10 protein-coding genes are annotated in these 16,847 nt (G+C 43.5%); 4 read left to right on the forward strand and 6 right to left on the reverse strand.

The window, feature by feature from the left end:
- Positions 1-3: 3 nt before the first annotated feature.
- The 3 genes from PCRYO_RS12280 (at position 4) to glmS (ending at position 4,146) form a co-directional block, all read left to right on the forward strand.
- Positions 4-582: a phosphatidylglycerophosphatase A family protein gene (locus tag PCRYO_RS12280; RefSeq protein WP_011514700.1), complete on the forward strand. Its 579-nt coding sequence runs from the start codon at positions 4-6 to the stop codon at positions 580-582.
- A 183-nt stretch (positions 583-765) separates the two neighbouring features.
- Positions 766-2,142 (forward strand): bifunctional UDP-N-acetylglucosamine diphosphorylase/glucosamine-1-phosphate N-acetyltransferase GlmU, encoded by a 1,377-nt coding sequence (gene glmU, locus PCRYO_RS12285; protein WP_011514701.1) that lies wholly within the window; start codon positions 766-768, stop codon positions 2,140-2,142.
- A gap of 159 nt (positions 2,143-2,301) precedes the next feature.
- A complete protein-coding gene (gene glmS / locus PCRYO_RS12290) occupies positions 2,302-4,146 on the forward strand; it encodes a glutamine--fructose-6-phosphate transaminase (isomerizing) (RefSeq protein ID WP_011514702.1) in 1,845 nt (614 codons plus the stop codon).
- 246 nt (positions 4,147-4,392) lie between these two features.
- Here the strand turns inward: glmS and PCRYO_RS12295 are convergent, their stop codons facing one another.
- From PCRYO_RS12295 to recG, 5 genes are all read right to left on the reverse strand, one after another.
- Entirely contained in the window at positions 4,393-5,394 is a 1,002-nt protein-coding gene (locus tag PCRYO_RS12295; RefSeq protein ID WP_011514703.1) for an NADPH-dependent aldehyde reductase Ahr, read from the reverse strand.
- A 369-nt stretch (positions 5,395-5,763) separates the two neighbouring features.
- Entirely contained in the window at positions 5,764-8,862 is a 3,099-nt protein-coding gene (locus PCRYO_RS12300; protein ID WP_011514704.1) for an efflux RND transporter permease subunit, read from the reverse strand.
- Positions 8,859-10,181 carry an efflux RND transporter periplasmic adaptor subunit gene (locus PCRYO_RS12305; RefSeq protein ID WP_011514705.1) on the reverse strand — a complete coding sequence of 441 codons (1,323 nt, stop codon included), beginning with the start codon at positions 10,179-10,181 and terminating at the stop codon, positions 8,859-8,861. The genes PCRYO_RS12300 and PCRYO_RS12305 overlap by 4 nt, the downstream gene beginning before the upstream one ends.
- Positions 10,182-10,579: 398 nt before the next feature.
- Complete coding sequence (locus PCRYO_RS12310) at positions 10,580-11,695, reverse strand: OmpW/AlkL family protein (protein WP_011514706.1); 1,116 nt, start codon at positions 11,693-11,695, stop codon at positions 10,580-10,582.
- 426 nt (positions 11,696-12,121) lie between these two features.
- Positions 12,122-14,470: an ATP-dependent DNA helicase RecG gene (gene recG / locus PCRYO_RS12315; RefSeq protein WP_011514707.1), complete on the reverse strand. Its 2,349-nt coding sequence runs from the start codon at positions 14,468-14,470 to the stop codon at positions 12,122-12,124.
- 267 nt (positions 14,471-14,737) lie between these two features.
- Between recG and PCRYO_RS12320 the strand changes: the two genes are divergently transcribed.
- Positions 14,738-15,745, forward strand: coding sequence for a patatin-like phospholipase family protein (locus PCRYO_RS12320; protein WP_011514708.1), 1,008 nt, complete (start codon positions 14,738-14,740; stop codon positions 15,743-15,745).
- A 124-nt stretch (positions 15,746-15,869) separates the two neighbouring features.
- On the opposite strand, the gene PCRYO_RS12325 is transcribed toward PCRYO_RS12320, so the two are convergent.
- Positions 15,870-16,457 carry a hypothetical protein gene (locus tag PCRYO_RS12325; RefSeq protein WP_011514709.1) on the reverse strand — a complete coding sequence of 196 codons (588 nt, stop codon included), beginning with the start codon at positions 16,455-16,457 and terminating at the stop codon, positions 15,870-15,872.
- Between the last annotated feature and the right edge of the window lie 390 nt (positions 16,458-16,847).

Consider the following 16,847-nt stretch of genomic DNA (forward strand, 5'->3'; position numbering starts at 1 on the left):
CCCATGACCGATCACGACCTAGTTAAGCCCGATATCCGTAAAGCCAATGATTGCCCTCCTCTGCCAGTCAACGCCACTATGATTGACCGCGCAGTTTATTGGCTCGGTATTGGCTTAGGCAGTGGTTTACCTCGCCGGGCGCCCGGCACTTGGGGTACGGTTGGCGGCTTAATCGTTGCAATACCGCTGCTAAGCTTAGGCTTTATACCATTTTTAATTATTACACTTTTATCTTGCATCATTGGTATCTGGATATGTGGTCGCACCTCAGATTTGATGGGCGGTCATGATGACCCACATATCGTCTGGGATGAGTGGGCAGGTATATGGATTACCTTATTGCCGTTGTCTTATATAGGTATTGCTGACGGTAATTTTTGGCACAATATCTCGCAACCTTTTTCTGTCGCTGCTCTGATCATGATCTTTATACTTTTTCGCTTTTTTGACATCATTAAGCCACCACCCATTGGATGGGCAGATAAAAAAGTCGCTGGCGGTCTAGGCATTATGTTAGATGACATTATTGCTAGCATTATGGCAGCGGCAGTTTGGGTCATTATTTATAATATAATCCTCTAATTTTACATTAGCAGCGCATTTATTTTATCTTGTAACCAGATGGTGATAACAAAACAACTTTCATCATTTAATATTGCTGTTAGCGATAGCTGAATTACAAAGAGGTCACGACATAGCGTTTTAGTTAAATGCCAATTTACGCTATAATCCCAAATTATATTTTGTTACATTTGTAGGGCTATTATGACATCTTCTCTTTCGGTAATTATCCTCGCTGCTGGTAAAGGCACGCGTATGCAGTCGGCTAAGCCAAAAGTGCTACAGACATTGGCTGGCAAGTCATTGCTAGGTCACGTGTTAGACACTTGCCATCAATTGACGGTTGATGACACCATCATTGTCCATGGTTTTGGTGGCGAGCAAGTACAAGATCACATTGACCAGCAATATGCGCATTTGCCCATTACTTGGGTTGCCCAAACTGAGCAGTTGGGCACGGGACATGCGGTCAAAGTGACTCTATCTGAGCTACCAAAAGATGGACAAAGCCTCATTCTTTACGGCGACGTGCCATTGGTTAGCTGTCAAACGTTAGCGACACTACAGGATGCCAATACTGACGGCATGTCTATGTTGACGCTAACCGTAGATAATCCATTTGGTCTTGGTCGTATTAAACGTGATAAAGATGGCAATATTGAAGCCATTATTGAGCAAAAAGACGCCAATAGCGATGAGCAGCAGATACAAGAAATTAATAGCGGTATTTACTGCGTCGATAATGCTTTATTGCATAAATTTTTGCCCAAGCTATCAAATGACAATGCGCAGCAAGAATACTATCTGACCGATATTGTCAAAATGGCGGTTGCTGATGGCATCACTATTGCAGCGATTGAGCCTGAGCATACCTTTGAGATTGAAGGCGTGAATAACCGTCAACAACTTGCTAGCTTAGAGCGTACATGGCAAGGTAAACTTGTCGCCGACTTACAAGAAGCTGGCGTACAGTTCGCTGACCCTACTCGTGTCGATATTCGTGGCACCTTGAGCGCAGGTCAGGACGTGTTTGTCGATGTGGGTGTGGTATTTGAGGGTGATTGTGTCTTAGGTGATAATGTTTATATTGAAGCGGGCTGTGTCATTAAAAACGCCCAGATAGGCAACGCTTGTCATATAAAGCCTTATTGCGTGATTGATAGCGCTGAAGTTGGCGCAGGTGTAGATATTGGTCCTTTTGCGCATTTACGTCCTGAGACCATACTCTCTGACAACAGCAAAGTCGGTAATTTTGTCGAAATTAAAAAATCAACAATTGGTGATGGTAGCAAGGTTAATCATCTAAGCTATATTGGTGATGCCACTATTGGTACTGGTGTCAATGTTGGCGCTGGTGTGATTACTTGCAATTATGATGGTGTGAATAAATCACAAACCATCATTGACGATAATGCCTTTATTGGCTCTAACTCAAGTCTAGTGGCGCCAGTGAAAATTGGTGATACCGCTACTGTGGCAGCTGGTTCAGTGATTACTAAAAACGTTGATGCTCATGCACTAGCCTTTGGTCGTGCTCGTCAAACACAGAAAAATGACTTTAAGCGTCCGACTAAAAAATAATGGCAGCGTTGACAGTTAGTTAAATAAAAATGGCTCTTAGCAATCTCAAGCAGTACGACAATGATTTGTGGTGCTGCTTATTTATATTTATAGATTAACCAGACATCGTCATACATAGAAATACATAGAAATACTAATAATTAAATTTAAGGAATAGTTATGTGCGGAATAGTTGGAGCAGTGGCTGAGCGTAATATCGCCAATATCTTACTTGAGGGACTTAAGCGCCTAGAATATAGAGGCTATGATTCTGCTGGTCTGACTGTCATTCGTGATGGCGAGCTCCACCGTGAGCGCCAAGTGGGTAAAGTTCAGGCCTTAGTCGATGCCGTCGCAGTCAACCCAGAGTTTTTCGATGGTCATATTGGTATTGCGCATACACGCTGGGCAACGCATGGCGAGCCGGCTCAGCGTAACGCCCATCCGCATGTTTCAGGCAAGATTGCTGTGGTACATAATGGTATCGTTGAAAACTACGCCGAGCTAAAAGAAGAATTAATTGCCAAAGGGTACGAGTTTACCTCGCAAACCGATACCGAAGTCGTCGCGCATCTCATTAACGATATCTATAAAGCAACGCCTGACTTATTAGAAGCCGTTCGCACTGTCACTCCTTTGTTACATGGAGCATTTGCCCTTGGCGTTATCCATGTTGATTGCCCAGAAGAGCTGATTACGGTACGTTTAGGCTCTCCTTTGGTGATTGGCGTCGGTATTGGCGAAAACTTTATCGCCTCCGATCAATTGGCACTTTTACCAGTGACCAATCGTTTTATGTATCTAGAGGAAGGCGATATTGCCCGATTAACGCGTAACAGTATTCAGGTTTACGCTGATGGTGTCGAGGTCACACGCCAAATCCATGAAATTGACGCAGCACAACACAATGCAGACAAGGGCGAATTTAAGCATTATATGCTCAAAGAAATCTACGAGCAGCCAGATGCTGTCGCTCGTACTCTCGAGATGGCATTAGATAATGATGAGCCAACTAAACTGCGTGATGATTTTCTGCAACGTCATGAAACGCAATTAAAAGGCATTAAGCACGTACAAGTGATCGCTTGTGGTACTAGCTATCATTCAGGTTTGGTCGCAAAATATTGGTTTGAGAGTCTTATTCGTGTGCCTTGCTCAGTGGAAGTTGCCAGTGAGTTCCGTTATCGCAATCCAGTCGTTATTGATAACTCTTTAGTGATTTGTATTTCTCAGTCGGGCGAGACTGCTGATACTTTATCTGCACTACGTGATATTCAAAAACAGTCTCCTATTGGACTGGTTAGTCTGGCATTGTGCAATGTGCCAACCTCATCATTGGTACGTGAAACGGATATCTTTTTACCAACGCTTGCCGGTCCCGAGATTGGCGTGGCATCTACCAAAGCCTTTACTACTCAGCTTGCAGCACTGATGTTATTGTTATTAAAGGTAGGTGTGACCCAACAGCGCATGACTGATGAAAATTTGAGCACGCTGCTTAGTCAACTGCAACAACTACCGGGTCAGCTCCATGCCAGCTTACACCTGGACGCGCCTATCAAGATCATGAGTGAGCATTTTGAATATAAGAAAAGCTGCTTATTCCTAGGTCGTGGTTTACAGTTCCCAATTGCTCTAGAAGGCGCATTAAAGTTAAAGGAAATCTCTTATATCCACGCTGAAGGCTATGCAGCAGGCGAGCTGAAGCACGGACCATTGGCATTAGTGGATAAAGATATGCCTATCGTGGTGCTAGCCCCAAAAGACAGTATGTTTGATAAGCTAAAAGCCAATATGCAAGAAGTACATGCCCGTCATGGTGAGTTGTTTGTCTTTGCAAGCGAATCCAGTCAAATGGTCGCAGCAGATAGATTGCACGTGGTGTATGTGCCAGATGTTTGCGAAACGCTTGCGCCGATTGTTTATAGCGTGCCAGTACAATTGCTGTCATATCATGTCGCAGTAATGCGCGGTACAGACGTTGATCAGCCACGTAACCTAGCAAAATCAGTTACAGTCGAATAATGTTTACTAATTTATTTTATTTTTTGTCAGCGAGTAATAAAGTATCATATTAGACAATTCATTCTATTGACTCAACTATTAGCCCTTGCTGTTGTTTAATACCACAGCAAGGGTTTTTTATGCGCTCAAAAAAAAGCAAAAATGGCTTAAAGAAAGTAGAGGTACAATACAAAAAAATAGCGATACCCCGTCTTTCATTAAATGAGGTATCACTATATGACTATGCTTCGTGATCTTCAATGACTTTTAGTCTCTTTCTAATACCACTCTATAGCGAGCGTTACCACTCTCTAGGCGCTCAAATGCTTCATTGATCTCAGACATTTTGTACGTTTCAGTCACTGGCTGAATATTATGTCGAGCGGCAAAATCTAACATTTTTCGCAGGGTTGACGGTGATCCAACTGGTGAGCCTGACAGACTGTTTTGAGCCATAATCATTGGTGCAGCTGATATCTCTAATGGAGCTTCTAACAGTCCAACAAAGTGTAGCTTACCTTTTGGTCTCAAAGTCTTGATCACAACATCCCAGTTCATATCGACGTTCACTGTTGATATGATTAAATCAAAAGAACCAGCGGCTTTTTCAATTTCACTATCCTCTCTTGAGTTTAATGAGTGATGAGCGCCCATCTCTTTTGCTTCTTCCATTTTTGATTCACTGGTAAATGCCGTCACTTCACAGCCCCACGCATTGGCAAATTGAAGCGCTAGATGACCTAAACCACCAATACCGATAACAGCGACTCTTGAGGTTGGCGTGATGTCGTACTGCATAAGCGGATTAAACACCGTAACGCCACCGCATAGCAATGGTCCTACCGCATTAAAATCAAGCCCTTCAGGTATCTTGATGACGCTAGTATCTTTTGCGCGCACCTTATCTGCAAAACCGCCATGGTTACCAATGATAGTACCTTCTTGCTCAGGGCATAGATTGTGGTCCCCACCGATACATAGATCACAAACGTTGCAATATCCTTTATGCCAGCCAAGCCCGACTTTATCGCCAAGCTCTAGGTGCTTGACGTGCTTACCCTTTGCGAGGACTTTTCCTGCGACTTCATGCCCACCTACAAACGGATATTGGGTCATTCCCCATTCGTTTTGCCACATCGATAGATCGCTATGGCAGATACCGCAGCTATGTACTTCGATTTCTACTTCATGATCCCCTAATGTGCCAGGATCATATTGATAAGGCACAAACTCACCACCTTTTTCTTTTGCTGCATAGGCATTAATCATAGTTATTCCTTGTTTTCTAATATGTATAGAAACTGGTTTATAGTTCTAGTAATGATCAAGACACGGATAGCATCAAAATATCGATATAAACCGTTTCTTTGATAAATTTAACTGAATCGACTATAACAAAGACTTGCTCAACTAAACCACTAAACTTACCAGTTTCAGACTAACGTCATACAAAGAACCATAATTAAAGCCCATTACCTTGGTAACCTGTCTCCCAATAACACATATTACGACTCTTTTACTTCATAATAGCTTTAACTAATCTAGTAGCAAAAATCTTACCCATAAAAAGCTCAAACTATATCTGAATATAATTTGAGCTTTTTATGTCGCTTACTAACAGTATTACTGTTAGAGCTGCTACTTTTCCTCAGTCATTATATCTGGCTTACCATTCGGAGCAAGCCACTTACCAAACCATCCTGATAAGTCATCCATCAAGGTATAGACCACTGGAATAACAACGAGGCTTAATAAGGTTGAGGTGACTAAACCTCCCAATACTGCTGCTGCCATCGGTCGACGGAAGGTCGGATCGGCATCACCCCAACCAAATACCAACGGCAACATACCAGCGCCCATCGCGATAGTGGTCATAATAATCGGACGCGCACGCTTACGACAAGCATCGATAATTGCCTCAAAACGTGCTAGACCGCGCCGCTGAGCAATCAGTGCATAATCGACCAAAAGAATAGAGTTTTTGGTCGCAATGCCCATCAACATAATAAAACCAATCATCGAGGGCATCGACAGGCTGCTATTGGTAATTACCAAGCCTACAAAGGCACCACCGATAGACAGGGGCAATGCCATGAGAATCGTAAATGGCTGCAAGATGCGTCCAAATAATAATATAAGTACGCCCAAAATACAGACCACGCCGACCGACATTGCAATCACAAAGCCGCTAAATAACTCGGCCATATTTTCTGCTTGTCCTTGATCAATAATAGTAATAGAGGCTGGAAGCTGTTGCATACTAGGTATACTCTTGACCGCTTGTACCAGATCACCAAGCTCACCATTGGCAGGCTGAACAGTAATACTAATCGCACGCTCACGATCAAGGCGACTGATTTGCGCAGGTCCAGTACCAAAGTCGAGTGTCGCAACTTCGCCAACACGCACGCCTTGTCCTGCTGGTAGCGCACTTGGTACATATAAGCCTTCGAGTTGGCTGACGTTTTGCTTAGCGATATCTGGCAAGCGCACGACAATTGGTATCTGCCGCGTATCTAAATTCAGCTTGGACAAACGTTGCTCATAGTCACCAACGGTCGCCACACGTAAGGTCGTGGCGATATCTTGCGTCGTCACCCCTTTATCCGCCATTGCTAGCCTATTTGGCGTGACGGTCAACTCTTGGCGTGGCAGGCTGCGATCACTCGTGACAGCACCAGAACTTGGTAGCTCACGGATCTCTGACATCATCTGCTGTACGGTTTGCTCAAGCAGTTGCGGGTCGGTGCTGGTCAAAGAAAAATTATAACCTGTCTCACCACCACTCGATAACCCGACCGTAAAGCGCGCACCGGGTATTTCTGCCAATATAGTACTCATCTTACGCTCAATCTCTTGCTTAGAGCCGCGCTCTGCTCTTGGCGCAAGTACAATATCTAGACCTGCTATATTTTCTGCCTTGCCACCGCTAGAGTTTGAGTCCATTGTCGCCTGCGCCTCACCTACCGATGTAAAGATATTGGTCACTTCAGGCATGGCTAAAATACGCTCACTTGCCAGCGCGGCAACTCGTTCCGTGTCCGCTAACGCCACATCGGGTGTCAGCTCAATCGCCACCCGTGTTTGGTCAATATCATTATCAGGTATAAAAGAGGTGGGTAATAATTTTACCAAACCCAATGAAGCCACAAACAATACTAAGGTAGCACCCATCGTCATCCAGCGATGATCTAGCGTCCATGAGACCACTTTAAGATACCAATCCATCAGCGCGCTCTGCTTTTCAACGTGCTTCTTTTCTGGTTTCAATATATATGCTGCCATCATCGGTGTGATAAGGCGCGCAACCATTAACGAGGCAAATATTGATAATGCTGCTGTCCAACCAAACTGCCGAAAAAACTGCCCGACAATTCCGCCCATAAACGCAGTCGGTAAAAATACGGCAATCAAGGTGAAGGTAGTGGCAACAACCGCCAAACCAATTTCATCCGCCGCTTCCATTGCCGCCTCATAAGGCGTCTTACCCATACGCAAATGACGAATAATATTTTCAACTTCTACAATGGCATCGTCGACCAGTACACCAATGACCAGCGACAGCGCCAATAAGGAGATAATATTAAGACTAAAACCAAACAGATACATACCCAAAAAAGTAGGTATGACGGACAATGGCAATGCCACAGCAGCCACAAAAGTCGCGCGGATATTGCGTAAAAATAAGAACACCACGACTACGGCAAGCAAACCACCTTCTATCAGCATCCGTAATGACGCTTGATAATCTTCAGCGACTGGCGTTGCTCGATCATAAACCTTTTCAATACTAATATTGCCCACATCTGCTGACAGCTTAGTAAGCTCAGCGTCAACCAGCTCCATGACTTCCACTTCACTGGCACCACGCGAGCGCGTAATATTGAATGCAACCACCGTTTGCCCATCGAGCTTGGCAATAGAGCTTGGATCAGCCGCGCCATCCGTAATTTGTGCCATGCGTCCAAGCGCTTGCGTACCGCCCGTAGGCACTGCAACTTGTAAGTTATTTAAATCGCTTGCACGCTCAACAGCACCAAGTACACGAATGGTCTGCGTGGTTTTGCCGACTTCGGCTTCACCGCCTGAGCTGTCTTGCTGAATACCGGTGATTTGATTGGATAATTGCGTGATAGAAAGCTTTAGACCACTCAAGGTAATAGGGTCAGCGGCAACCGTAATTTCACGCTGCAAACCGCCGATACGGCTAACAGTACTGACACCGGGTATATCAGATAAACGCTTGGTGACGGTATCATCGACAAACCAAGACAAGTCTTCTACATTCATTTTTTCAGCAGCGACAGAGTATGTGACGACTGGGAATCCTGATGTTGAGACTTTGGTGACGATAGGGTCATTGGCAGCGGCAGGCAAATCGCCACGTACCTCACCGACTGCCGAGCGCACATCATCAACCGCTTCTTGGATGTCTTTTTCTAAGACGAACTCAGCGACCATAGTGGCAGCGCCCGTCTGGAGCGTCGTACGAATGTGCTTGACGCCCTCAATACTGGTGAGCTTATTTTCCACCTTTTTTGCAATATCGTTTTCAAGCTGCGATGGCGCAGCGCCCGGTAAAGTAACCGTGACCACCACCGCTGGTAGGTCAATATCGGGAAACTGTTGCACCTTCATTTGCATAAAGCCATAGATACCGCCTAAGGTGAGCAGTACAAACAGCAAGATAGCCACTAATGGATTTTTAATCGAGTAGGCGGAAACATTTAAACTCATGAGCGCGCCTGCGTGTCTGTGCTAGTAGCCTGCTTACCAGTTTGACTCAGACCATCAACGACACGTACCAAGTCACCATTATTTAAAAAGCTTCCCCCTTGCTTTACAAGTCGGCTCTCTGCAGGGAGTGGCTCTGTGAGCATAATACTATCGCCAAAGCGCTCACCAAGGGTCACACGTTGTTGTTTGATACGGCCAATGTTGTGACCGTTTTTACCGTCTTTAGTACTGATATTGGTCACTAGCATCACATAGTCATAGCCGTCATTGCTGACAATGGCGCTATTAGGAACCGTTTGAGCGCTGCTACTACCCAATAAAAACTCGCCCGTTTGATACATGCCTGCTCTTACTTTCGCGTTAGCAGCAAGGCTAGCATAAATGGTAATTTGCCTATTATTATCAGCAGTTGGTGCAATGCGACTGACCTCCCCCATGACAGAATCGCCGCCCGGTAGGCTAACTTGGACTGGTGTGCCAACATTAACCTCACCAATCAGCTTAGGATCGATATCCGCACGCCATTCCAAAATACCACCTTTGATAATAGTAAATAGTGGGTCTCCACCAGCAATCATACCAACTTCAGCCATTTTTTCACTAATAATACCGCTAACCGGTGCAACCACATTGGCATTATTGACACTCAAGCGCTGCGTACTCAGTCGAGCTTTAGAGGCTTGCAGTGACGCCTGCGCTTGTAGTTTAGCCGTACGATAGCGATCCGCTTCTTGCTTGCTAATGGCATCAATATCAATAAGTGGCAGGACGCGGGCGGCATCGGCAGTGGCATTGGCAAGCGTCGCTTTTGCTTCGGCAACATCAGCTTCTGCTTGCAAGACTTGCTGCTCCATCGCGTCGGTATCAAATACAGCCAGTATTTGACCAGCTTTAACACGCTGACCTTCTTCGACCAATATCCGTTCAATCGCTACGCCGTTTACTTTGGCACTGACATTAGCGACATCCTTAGCATTGATGGTTCCGTCAGCACTGAGCGTATTACCAATATTATCTTGGCTTGGTAGCACTGTTTCGACCGATAATACAGCTTGCTCAATGCTAGCATCTTTTAGGTTAGCGCTATCGTTTTGCACATTGTTAGCAACGGGCGACTCATTGCTCGCTTCCTCATCATTGCCCCAGTACTTACCAACCAATACCCCAATAACGAGCACAATAGCCAATACTGGTAATAACCATAAAGGAAATTTTGATAATGGCTTATCTGATAAAGGCTTAGACGTTCGCGCATCAGATTGGCGGTATGGGGGTAGCTCAGATTCAACTGGCAGCTTGTTGTCTTCAACATCGCTCATGATAACTCTCTGTCAATACAGGCAATAATAAGGATATATAATATGAGGAAAATAATAGGTGAAAATAGGCTAGCATTACGTTAAACGAGCATCTTTATATGGTCAAAATGCTGTTTGTGACTACAATAGTTCGTAAATTTATTGAGCATAGCATATATTAAGTTGTCATCTGATTTATATATATAGTGTCTGAGCTTCGTAAGTTCCATACTGACTCAATATCGGCAGATATAAAAACGCTCCAAGCGAACATACTAAAAGTGATAAGCAATACATACCGCTTATTAATGAATTTGATAGCATCAAGATTCTTTTTGTAGATCGTAAGACAAAAAACACAGTCTTAAGAATGTGCGCTATATTTATCCTACTATTCTGTAGTTACTATAAATCTTCTATTAGAAACGATAGCCGACGCCAAGGAAAGTAATATAAGGATCTATATCGAGGTGAGCTTTCGATCGAATCAACTCTTCATTCTTATCATTTTTAACGGTGATGGTCGTATCGCTGTCCAGTTTTGCATAAGACAATGACCCGACTCCAAACCATCTATCATTGAAATCATAAGTAGCGCCAACAGTGACGATAGGTGCAAAAGCGCTTTCTGCCTCCACATCCACGTTCATCTCTCGATTGGATGGCACATTTTCTAGCGCAGCACCCGATTTACCATCTTTGATATTCTGAATTTGATGTCCAGCTGCCTCTAAATCTTTACGAATACCATCATTTAGTTCAATACCGTTAAAATAGGCATACATAACCCCAGCACCGACATAAGGGCGAAACTTATTGACCCCAGATTTGCCAAACTGATATTGCACCCCCGCTGCCGGTAGCCATGCGCGAGCCCTAGATGCCACGCCATCACCTTGTTCTAAATCGGTTATAAGCTGTTCTTTTTTAATTTTAAATTTTGGTAGTGCATATTCTCCTATTCCACCAGCTGTAACCTCACCAGATATAGGTGCATACACTTTCCCTTTACCCATAATATCTACTTTAGGAGGAAATCCGGCTTTGACTTCAATTGACCAGTTATCATTTAGATAATAGTTAAATAGCGAACCAAAAGTATCAACATCAGCAGACTCAAGACCCGTACCTGGACTGCTGAAATTCTCTAAACCGCCAAGCTTAACTTGACCTGATACATCACCTAGAGTAGTTCTAGACAAATCAGTTTCTTCACCTCTAAAGCTTACTACCCCTATAGCAGTTAGGCCTGTATTTACTTTAACTTTAGTGAGCTCATTTTGATCAGGATCAATAACCTCTCTGACAGTTTTTATTTTAACACTGCCGTTTTTAGCGACAGTACCATCTTTAATGGCTGTCGTATTTTCTAGAGGATTGGCCGTGCCTTGTGGAGAGGCATGCAACCAGCCAGCAGAGACCGAAAAGCGTTTAAAGCTACCATCGGTTTTAAAATAATCGAATGCAGCAAAAGTAGACTGGCTAAATAATAATGGTGTGGCGATAGCACAAACGAAGGTTAACGTCTTTTTCATGAAACATCCTTGTTAATAAATTCAGGTCGTTAATAAAAAACATGAATGGCACAGTAGTCATCAGACAAAGCAGATAGATTGCCACTATGAAGTTAATCAAGTTCTCATCCTAACGTCCTGTTAGAATCGATAAAACGACTAGAAATACGCATATTTTAACCATATATCATTATGTAAAACGCGATATCCTAGCAAACGCATGGAAGACACTGTGCCAATCCATTATCGTAAACTGCCACACAAATAATCATAGTTCAATAATAACTCATGAACACATAAGTCAATATTAGTTCATTAAAATAAGAATACAGTGTTAATTATTGGTTGATAAATGATTTATAAAAACCATAAAAAAGCCATTATTTTAAGAAAATAATGGCTTTTTTATGGTAACCAGTAATAGAAAACAGGTTGAGTTAACTATCATTAAGCATTGGTATAACGACTTGCCTCTGGCATCCAACGATGAATCAGTTGGCTGACATCGGCTTTGCGTGCAGGATCTGCAATCAGATGCTTTGCCAAACGCTGGGCAATAGCAAATAACTGCTCATCCCGAATAAGGTCCGCCAAATAATAGCCGACATTACCTGTTTGACGCTTTCCTAATAACTCGCCCGGACCACGCAGCTCTAAATCTTTTTGCGCAATGACAAAACCATCAGTACTATCACGCAATACATTTAGACGTTCAGTACCTGTCTCCGACAACGGCTTCTGATACAACAGCACGCAATAGCTTTTTGTTGAACCGCGCCCGACTCGCCCGCGTAATTGGTGCAATTGCGATAGACCCAATCGCTCTGCATTTTCAATGACCATCAGAGAAGCATTGGGCACATCAACACCCACTTCGATAACTGTAGTAGCTATTAACAAATCAAGTTGTCCTGCCTTAAACGCTTGCATAATGGCTTGTTTATCAGCGCCTTTCATTTTGCCATGCACCAAGCCAATGCGAATATCCAGACGCTCGCTCAAATCTTCATAAGTCGCCTCAGCAGCTTGCGCATCGAGTACACTCGACTCTTCAACCAGTGAGCACACCCAATATGCCTGCCTGCCAGCTTCACAATTAACTGCAATACGTTCAATCACCTCATCACGGCGGTTGCGGTCAATTGTTACGGTAGTAATCGGTGTACGCCCTGGTGGTAGCTCATCGATAATAGAAGTGTCCATATCGCCATAAACACTCATCGCTAGCGTCCGCGGAATGGGCGTTGCAGTCATAATCAGCTGATGCGGTGTGCTACCAGCCACGCCTTTATTGGTCAACGCCATACGCTGCTCAACACCAAAACGATGCTGTTCATCGATAATAACCAAACCCAATTTGGCAAATTGTACCTGATCCTGGAAAAGCGCATGAGTACCAACGACTACTTGTACGGTATTCTCGCTCACCGCTTCTAACGCTTCGCGGCGCTGCTTAGCGGTTTGTTTACCAGCCAACCAACCAACCCCAATACCTAACGGCTCAAACCAGTTTTTGAAATTAACCAAATGCTGTTCCGCTAAAATCTCCGTCGGTGCCATCACCGCCACCTGCCAACCACTATCTAATGCATAACCCGCCGCGCCTGCCGCGACTAAGGTTTTACCAGCGCCAACATCGCCTTGTACCAATCTGAGCATTGGTATTGAAGTCGCCATATCAGCGGTAATGTCCCTCATAACTCTTTTTTGTGCACCCGTTAAATCAAATGGCAACGCACCAAACAATTTATCTGCCAATGGACTTTGGATAGCACATTTTGGCGCTTTATACTGATGCAATTGCTGACGGCGATATAATAAGCTGAGCTGATGTGCAGTCAACTCTTCAATAATGAGGCGTTGACAAGCAGCATGAGTACGAGCGCTTAATTGGGTTAATAATTTGTATTGTTGACCAGCATCAGTATAAGTAGGCGGCGTATGCAGTAATACCAACGCTTCAAATATGGTTAAATTATAGACGTTATTATTAGCCATACTTATAGCATCGGAACTGGTATTATTTTGACTATGATAAAAAGAGGGCTTCGTTCTATTGACGCTACTGTTACTGCTATCACTACTACTAAAACCGTTGTCAGGCACACTACGCGCGAGGGTGGAAAAGATATCTTCTGGATAATCTGGCTCGGTTATCGGTATTTTAGCTGGTTCAAAAGGCACTAATGGCAAATCCGCAACGACTGAAAAATCCTCAGGCGTAAATAAAGTCATCGGCAAGCCCTGACTACGAACCGTTTGCAGTGCAAGCTTAATTAATGTACGCAGCTTATTTTGATGTAAACCTTTAACGCTTGGATAAATAGGCTGTAAACCCGTATTTACTACCGTCTCGTTACTGCTGATAATTTGATATTCAGGATGATGTATCTGCTTACCGTAGCGGCTCACTTTGACTTCACCGAATAATTGTAGATGGGTACCTAGACACATGGTTTGAGCAAGTCCACGATATACCTTAAAAAAGCGTAGAGATATCGTACCCGTGTCATCATCTACAATCACCGTCATGCCGCTGCGATTGGTATCGACATGCACGACGCGACCAGTAATCATGGCGGCTTGTCCATGAGCCACATCGCCTATTGATACCAAGCGACTACGATCTTCATAGTCGCGTGGCAGATGTAGTAGCAAATCAAAGATACGGGCAATGCCCAATTGCGCCAATTGCTCGGCCACTTTTGGTCCAACACCTGCCAGCGCCGTCACCGGCATATCAAGTGCCAAAACGTCTAGTAAATGAGGTGTAGCAGGGTTAACCGATGTGGGCATCAAAAATCCTAACGATGTTAATATAAATTTTACAGGGTCAAGTGTCTTGTTCAAGAATTCATGCTAGCTTATAAGCTGTCTTATCATGTGATAATGATCAATATTCTGTAACGTGCCTAGCTATACCGCTAAATTATTATGCTAACTAATACCTTATGCTAAGCTATTTCGCCATACAACGTCTAGCTGATTTCTGCGTAACCTATTGAGGCATACCCTACTACACCTCTATTTATTCCTCTATGATAATTTTTGATAAGGTTTTTTATGTCCTCTCATTCTATCTGCCACCCTTATTATCATTTTTTATTGACGCTTCGTCTGAGCCTCTTCGCTATATTTGCTATATTGATGAGTGCTTGCAATAGTTTGACGCCAGTCGCGCCAGCAGATACGTCAGTACCGAACAAACCTACGGTAGCTTTAGTATTAGGTGGTGGCGGTGCAAAAGGTTTCGCTCATGTAGGCGTGATTAAAGCATTAGAAGAGAACGGTATCAAACCGACACTGGTAGTAGGCACCAGTGTCGGGAGCTTAGTTGGTAGCTTGTATGCCAGTGGTTATAATGCAAAGCAGCTTGAACACTTGGCACTGACCACCATTGATAGTGAATTGACAGACTTTACCTTATCTAACCAAGGTTTTATCGAAGGTATTAAGCTCAAAAACTTTATTAACGCGAATGTTGGTGGACGAACGATAGAAAACTTCCCCATCTCCTTTGCGGCGGTTGCTGCTGATAAAAACACGCTGAAAAAGACCGTATTTACCACCGGTGATGTTGGGCTTGCGGTACAAGCATCCTGTAGTGTGCCTAATATCTTTATTGCACCGCGCATCCCTGAAAAAGTCGGCAAAAAATATATTGATGGTGGCGTGGTCAGCTTAGTGCCTGTGGATAGCGCCCGTGATTTAGGTGCCGATATTATTATCGCCGTTGATGTGACTGCTGCTAACGCTAGTACATCAACTGTCAATCAAAAACCGAACCTCAATTCATTAACCAGCTTTTGGGGCTTTCTTGAAAATAGTTTAATCGCCAATGCAGTCTATAACGCGAAAGCATCTCAGATTAATCATAGCGCTGCATCAATGCGTCATGAGCGTGATCGTGCTGATATTGTGATTATGCCAAATGTCGGTCATATCAGCTCGCTAGATACTAGCCAGCGTAGCGCTGTGATTGCTGCTGGCTCGCAAGCCACTACCGCCCAAATTCATGCCATTAAGCAACTTATTAACGAAAAATCCAAGAGTAAATATGCCACTCTTTAATTTATAGTGGAAAAAGATATATAAAAAATCCTGATAACTACAGATATCAAAGATTGACGATAAAAAAAGCACCACAGTGATTGCTGCGGTGCTTTTTTGTTGAAGCAGATATCAAAGCATATACTTATTTGACACGCGCACGGTATTTCACTGCGACTGTATCATTAAGACCTACGCCTTCCAAATCCCAGCGTACGGCTTTATAGAATTTTAACGGAATTTCTTGCAACTGATTGTCAACTTTTCCACGTAGCGGCATACGGGCAAATGTATTACCGTCTGCACTACCATAAGGAAAATCAGGAGAAACAGCACGCAGCAATTCTACTTGTTCAGGAATACTCATCGTCACGGTCATTTTACGAACCCGATCCGCATTGGTATTGGTAAAATAGCCTTGATACTCTAAAACATTACCTGACTGCAAACGCGTATTTGCATCCACAGGAACCAGTATTTCTTTACCATTGGCATCAACACTAATCAATGACGCTGTAATTCTACTGTTAACTGCTTGCGCATTTGACTGACTGTTTTGATTAAAGTTTGACTGAACCGCTACTGAATTATTAACGGCTTGTTCTGGTGTGGGTAACATCGCTGATGCTTGCGTGACAGCCATAACGCCAACGAGCGTACCAGCGACAACATGAAACAAGCGGTGTCCAGTCCATGCACTGAATGGGTTCGCAAAATGGTTACTTTTCTTCATGACATTCATTATCCCTAGTTGATGTATCGGTAAAACAAAGCTGGTAAAAAAGGAGCTGGTAAAAATTAGTAGTTTTAAAAATATAGGACAATAAGCAATTTACCATCATATATGGTCATACTCAGTCATGTTAATTTTTAAACATTATTATTTTTATCAATTATCTGCGTAAGCCATCGGTAAAGCAATAGCGCTTAGCATAACAAAAAGCATTTATACGTACATTAACCCTGTGTTGATGTTGTGTATATCGTTAATCTGCTGTGAAGACTCTTTAACGCTACTGAAATAAAAGATAGCTCATAACGACGTTTTTTGCTATGGTAAATCTTTAGCGATCCTTTAACGACAGGCATTCTCTGTCACGCCCTTTTTCTTATTCTAACGACT

This window comes from Psychrobacter cryohalolentis K5 (assembly GCF_000013905.1).
Taxonomy (GTDB): Bacteria; Pseudomonadota; Gammaproteobacteria; order Pseudomonadales; family Moraxellaceae; genus Psychrobacter; species Psychrobacter cryohalolentis.

Excerpts from the sequence above, each read along its gene's own strand:
- PCRYO_RS12280 (WP_011514700.1), top strand. The coding sequence starts at position 4 with ATGACCGATCACGACCTAGTTAAGCCCGATATCCGTAAAGCCAATGAT.
- glmU (WP_011514701.1), top strand. The coding sequence starts at position 766 with ATGACATCTTCTCTTTCGGTAATTATCCTCGCTGCTGGTAAAGGCACG.
- glmS (WP_011514702.1), top strand. The coding sequence starts at position 2,302 with ATGTGCGGAATAGTTGGAGCAGTGGCTGAGCGTAATATCGCCAATATC.
- PCRYO_RS12295 (WP_011514703.1), bottom strand. The coding sequence starts at position 5,394 with ATGATTAATGCCTATGCAGCAAAAGAAAAAGGTGGTGAGTTTGTGCCT.
- PCRYO_RS12300 (WP_011514704.1), bottom strand. The coding sequence starts at position 8,862 with ATGAGTTTAAATGTTTCCGCCTACTCGATTAAAAATCCATTAGTGGCT.
- PCRYO_RS12305 (WP_011514705.1), bottom strand. The coding sequence starts at position 10,181 with ATGAGCGATGTTGAAGACAACAAGCTGCCAGTTGAATCTGAGCTACCC.
- PCRYO_RS12310 (WP_011514706.1), bottom strand. The coding sequence starts at position 11,695 with ATGAAAAAGACGTTAACCTTCGTTTGTGCTATCGCCACACCATTATTA.
- recG (WP_011514707.1), bottom strand. The coding sequence starts at position 14,470 with ATGCCCACATCGGTTAACCCTGCTACACCTCATTTACTAGACGTTTTG.
- PCRYO_RS12320 (WP_011514708.1), top strand. The coding sequence starts at position 14,738 with ATGTCCTCTCATTCTATCTGCCACCCTTATTATCATTTTTTATTGACG.
- PCRYO_RS12325 (WP_011514709.1), bottom strand. The coding sequence starts at position 16,457 with ATGAAGAAAAGTAACCATTTTGCGAACCCATTCAGTGCATGGACTGGA.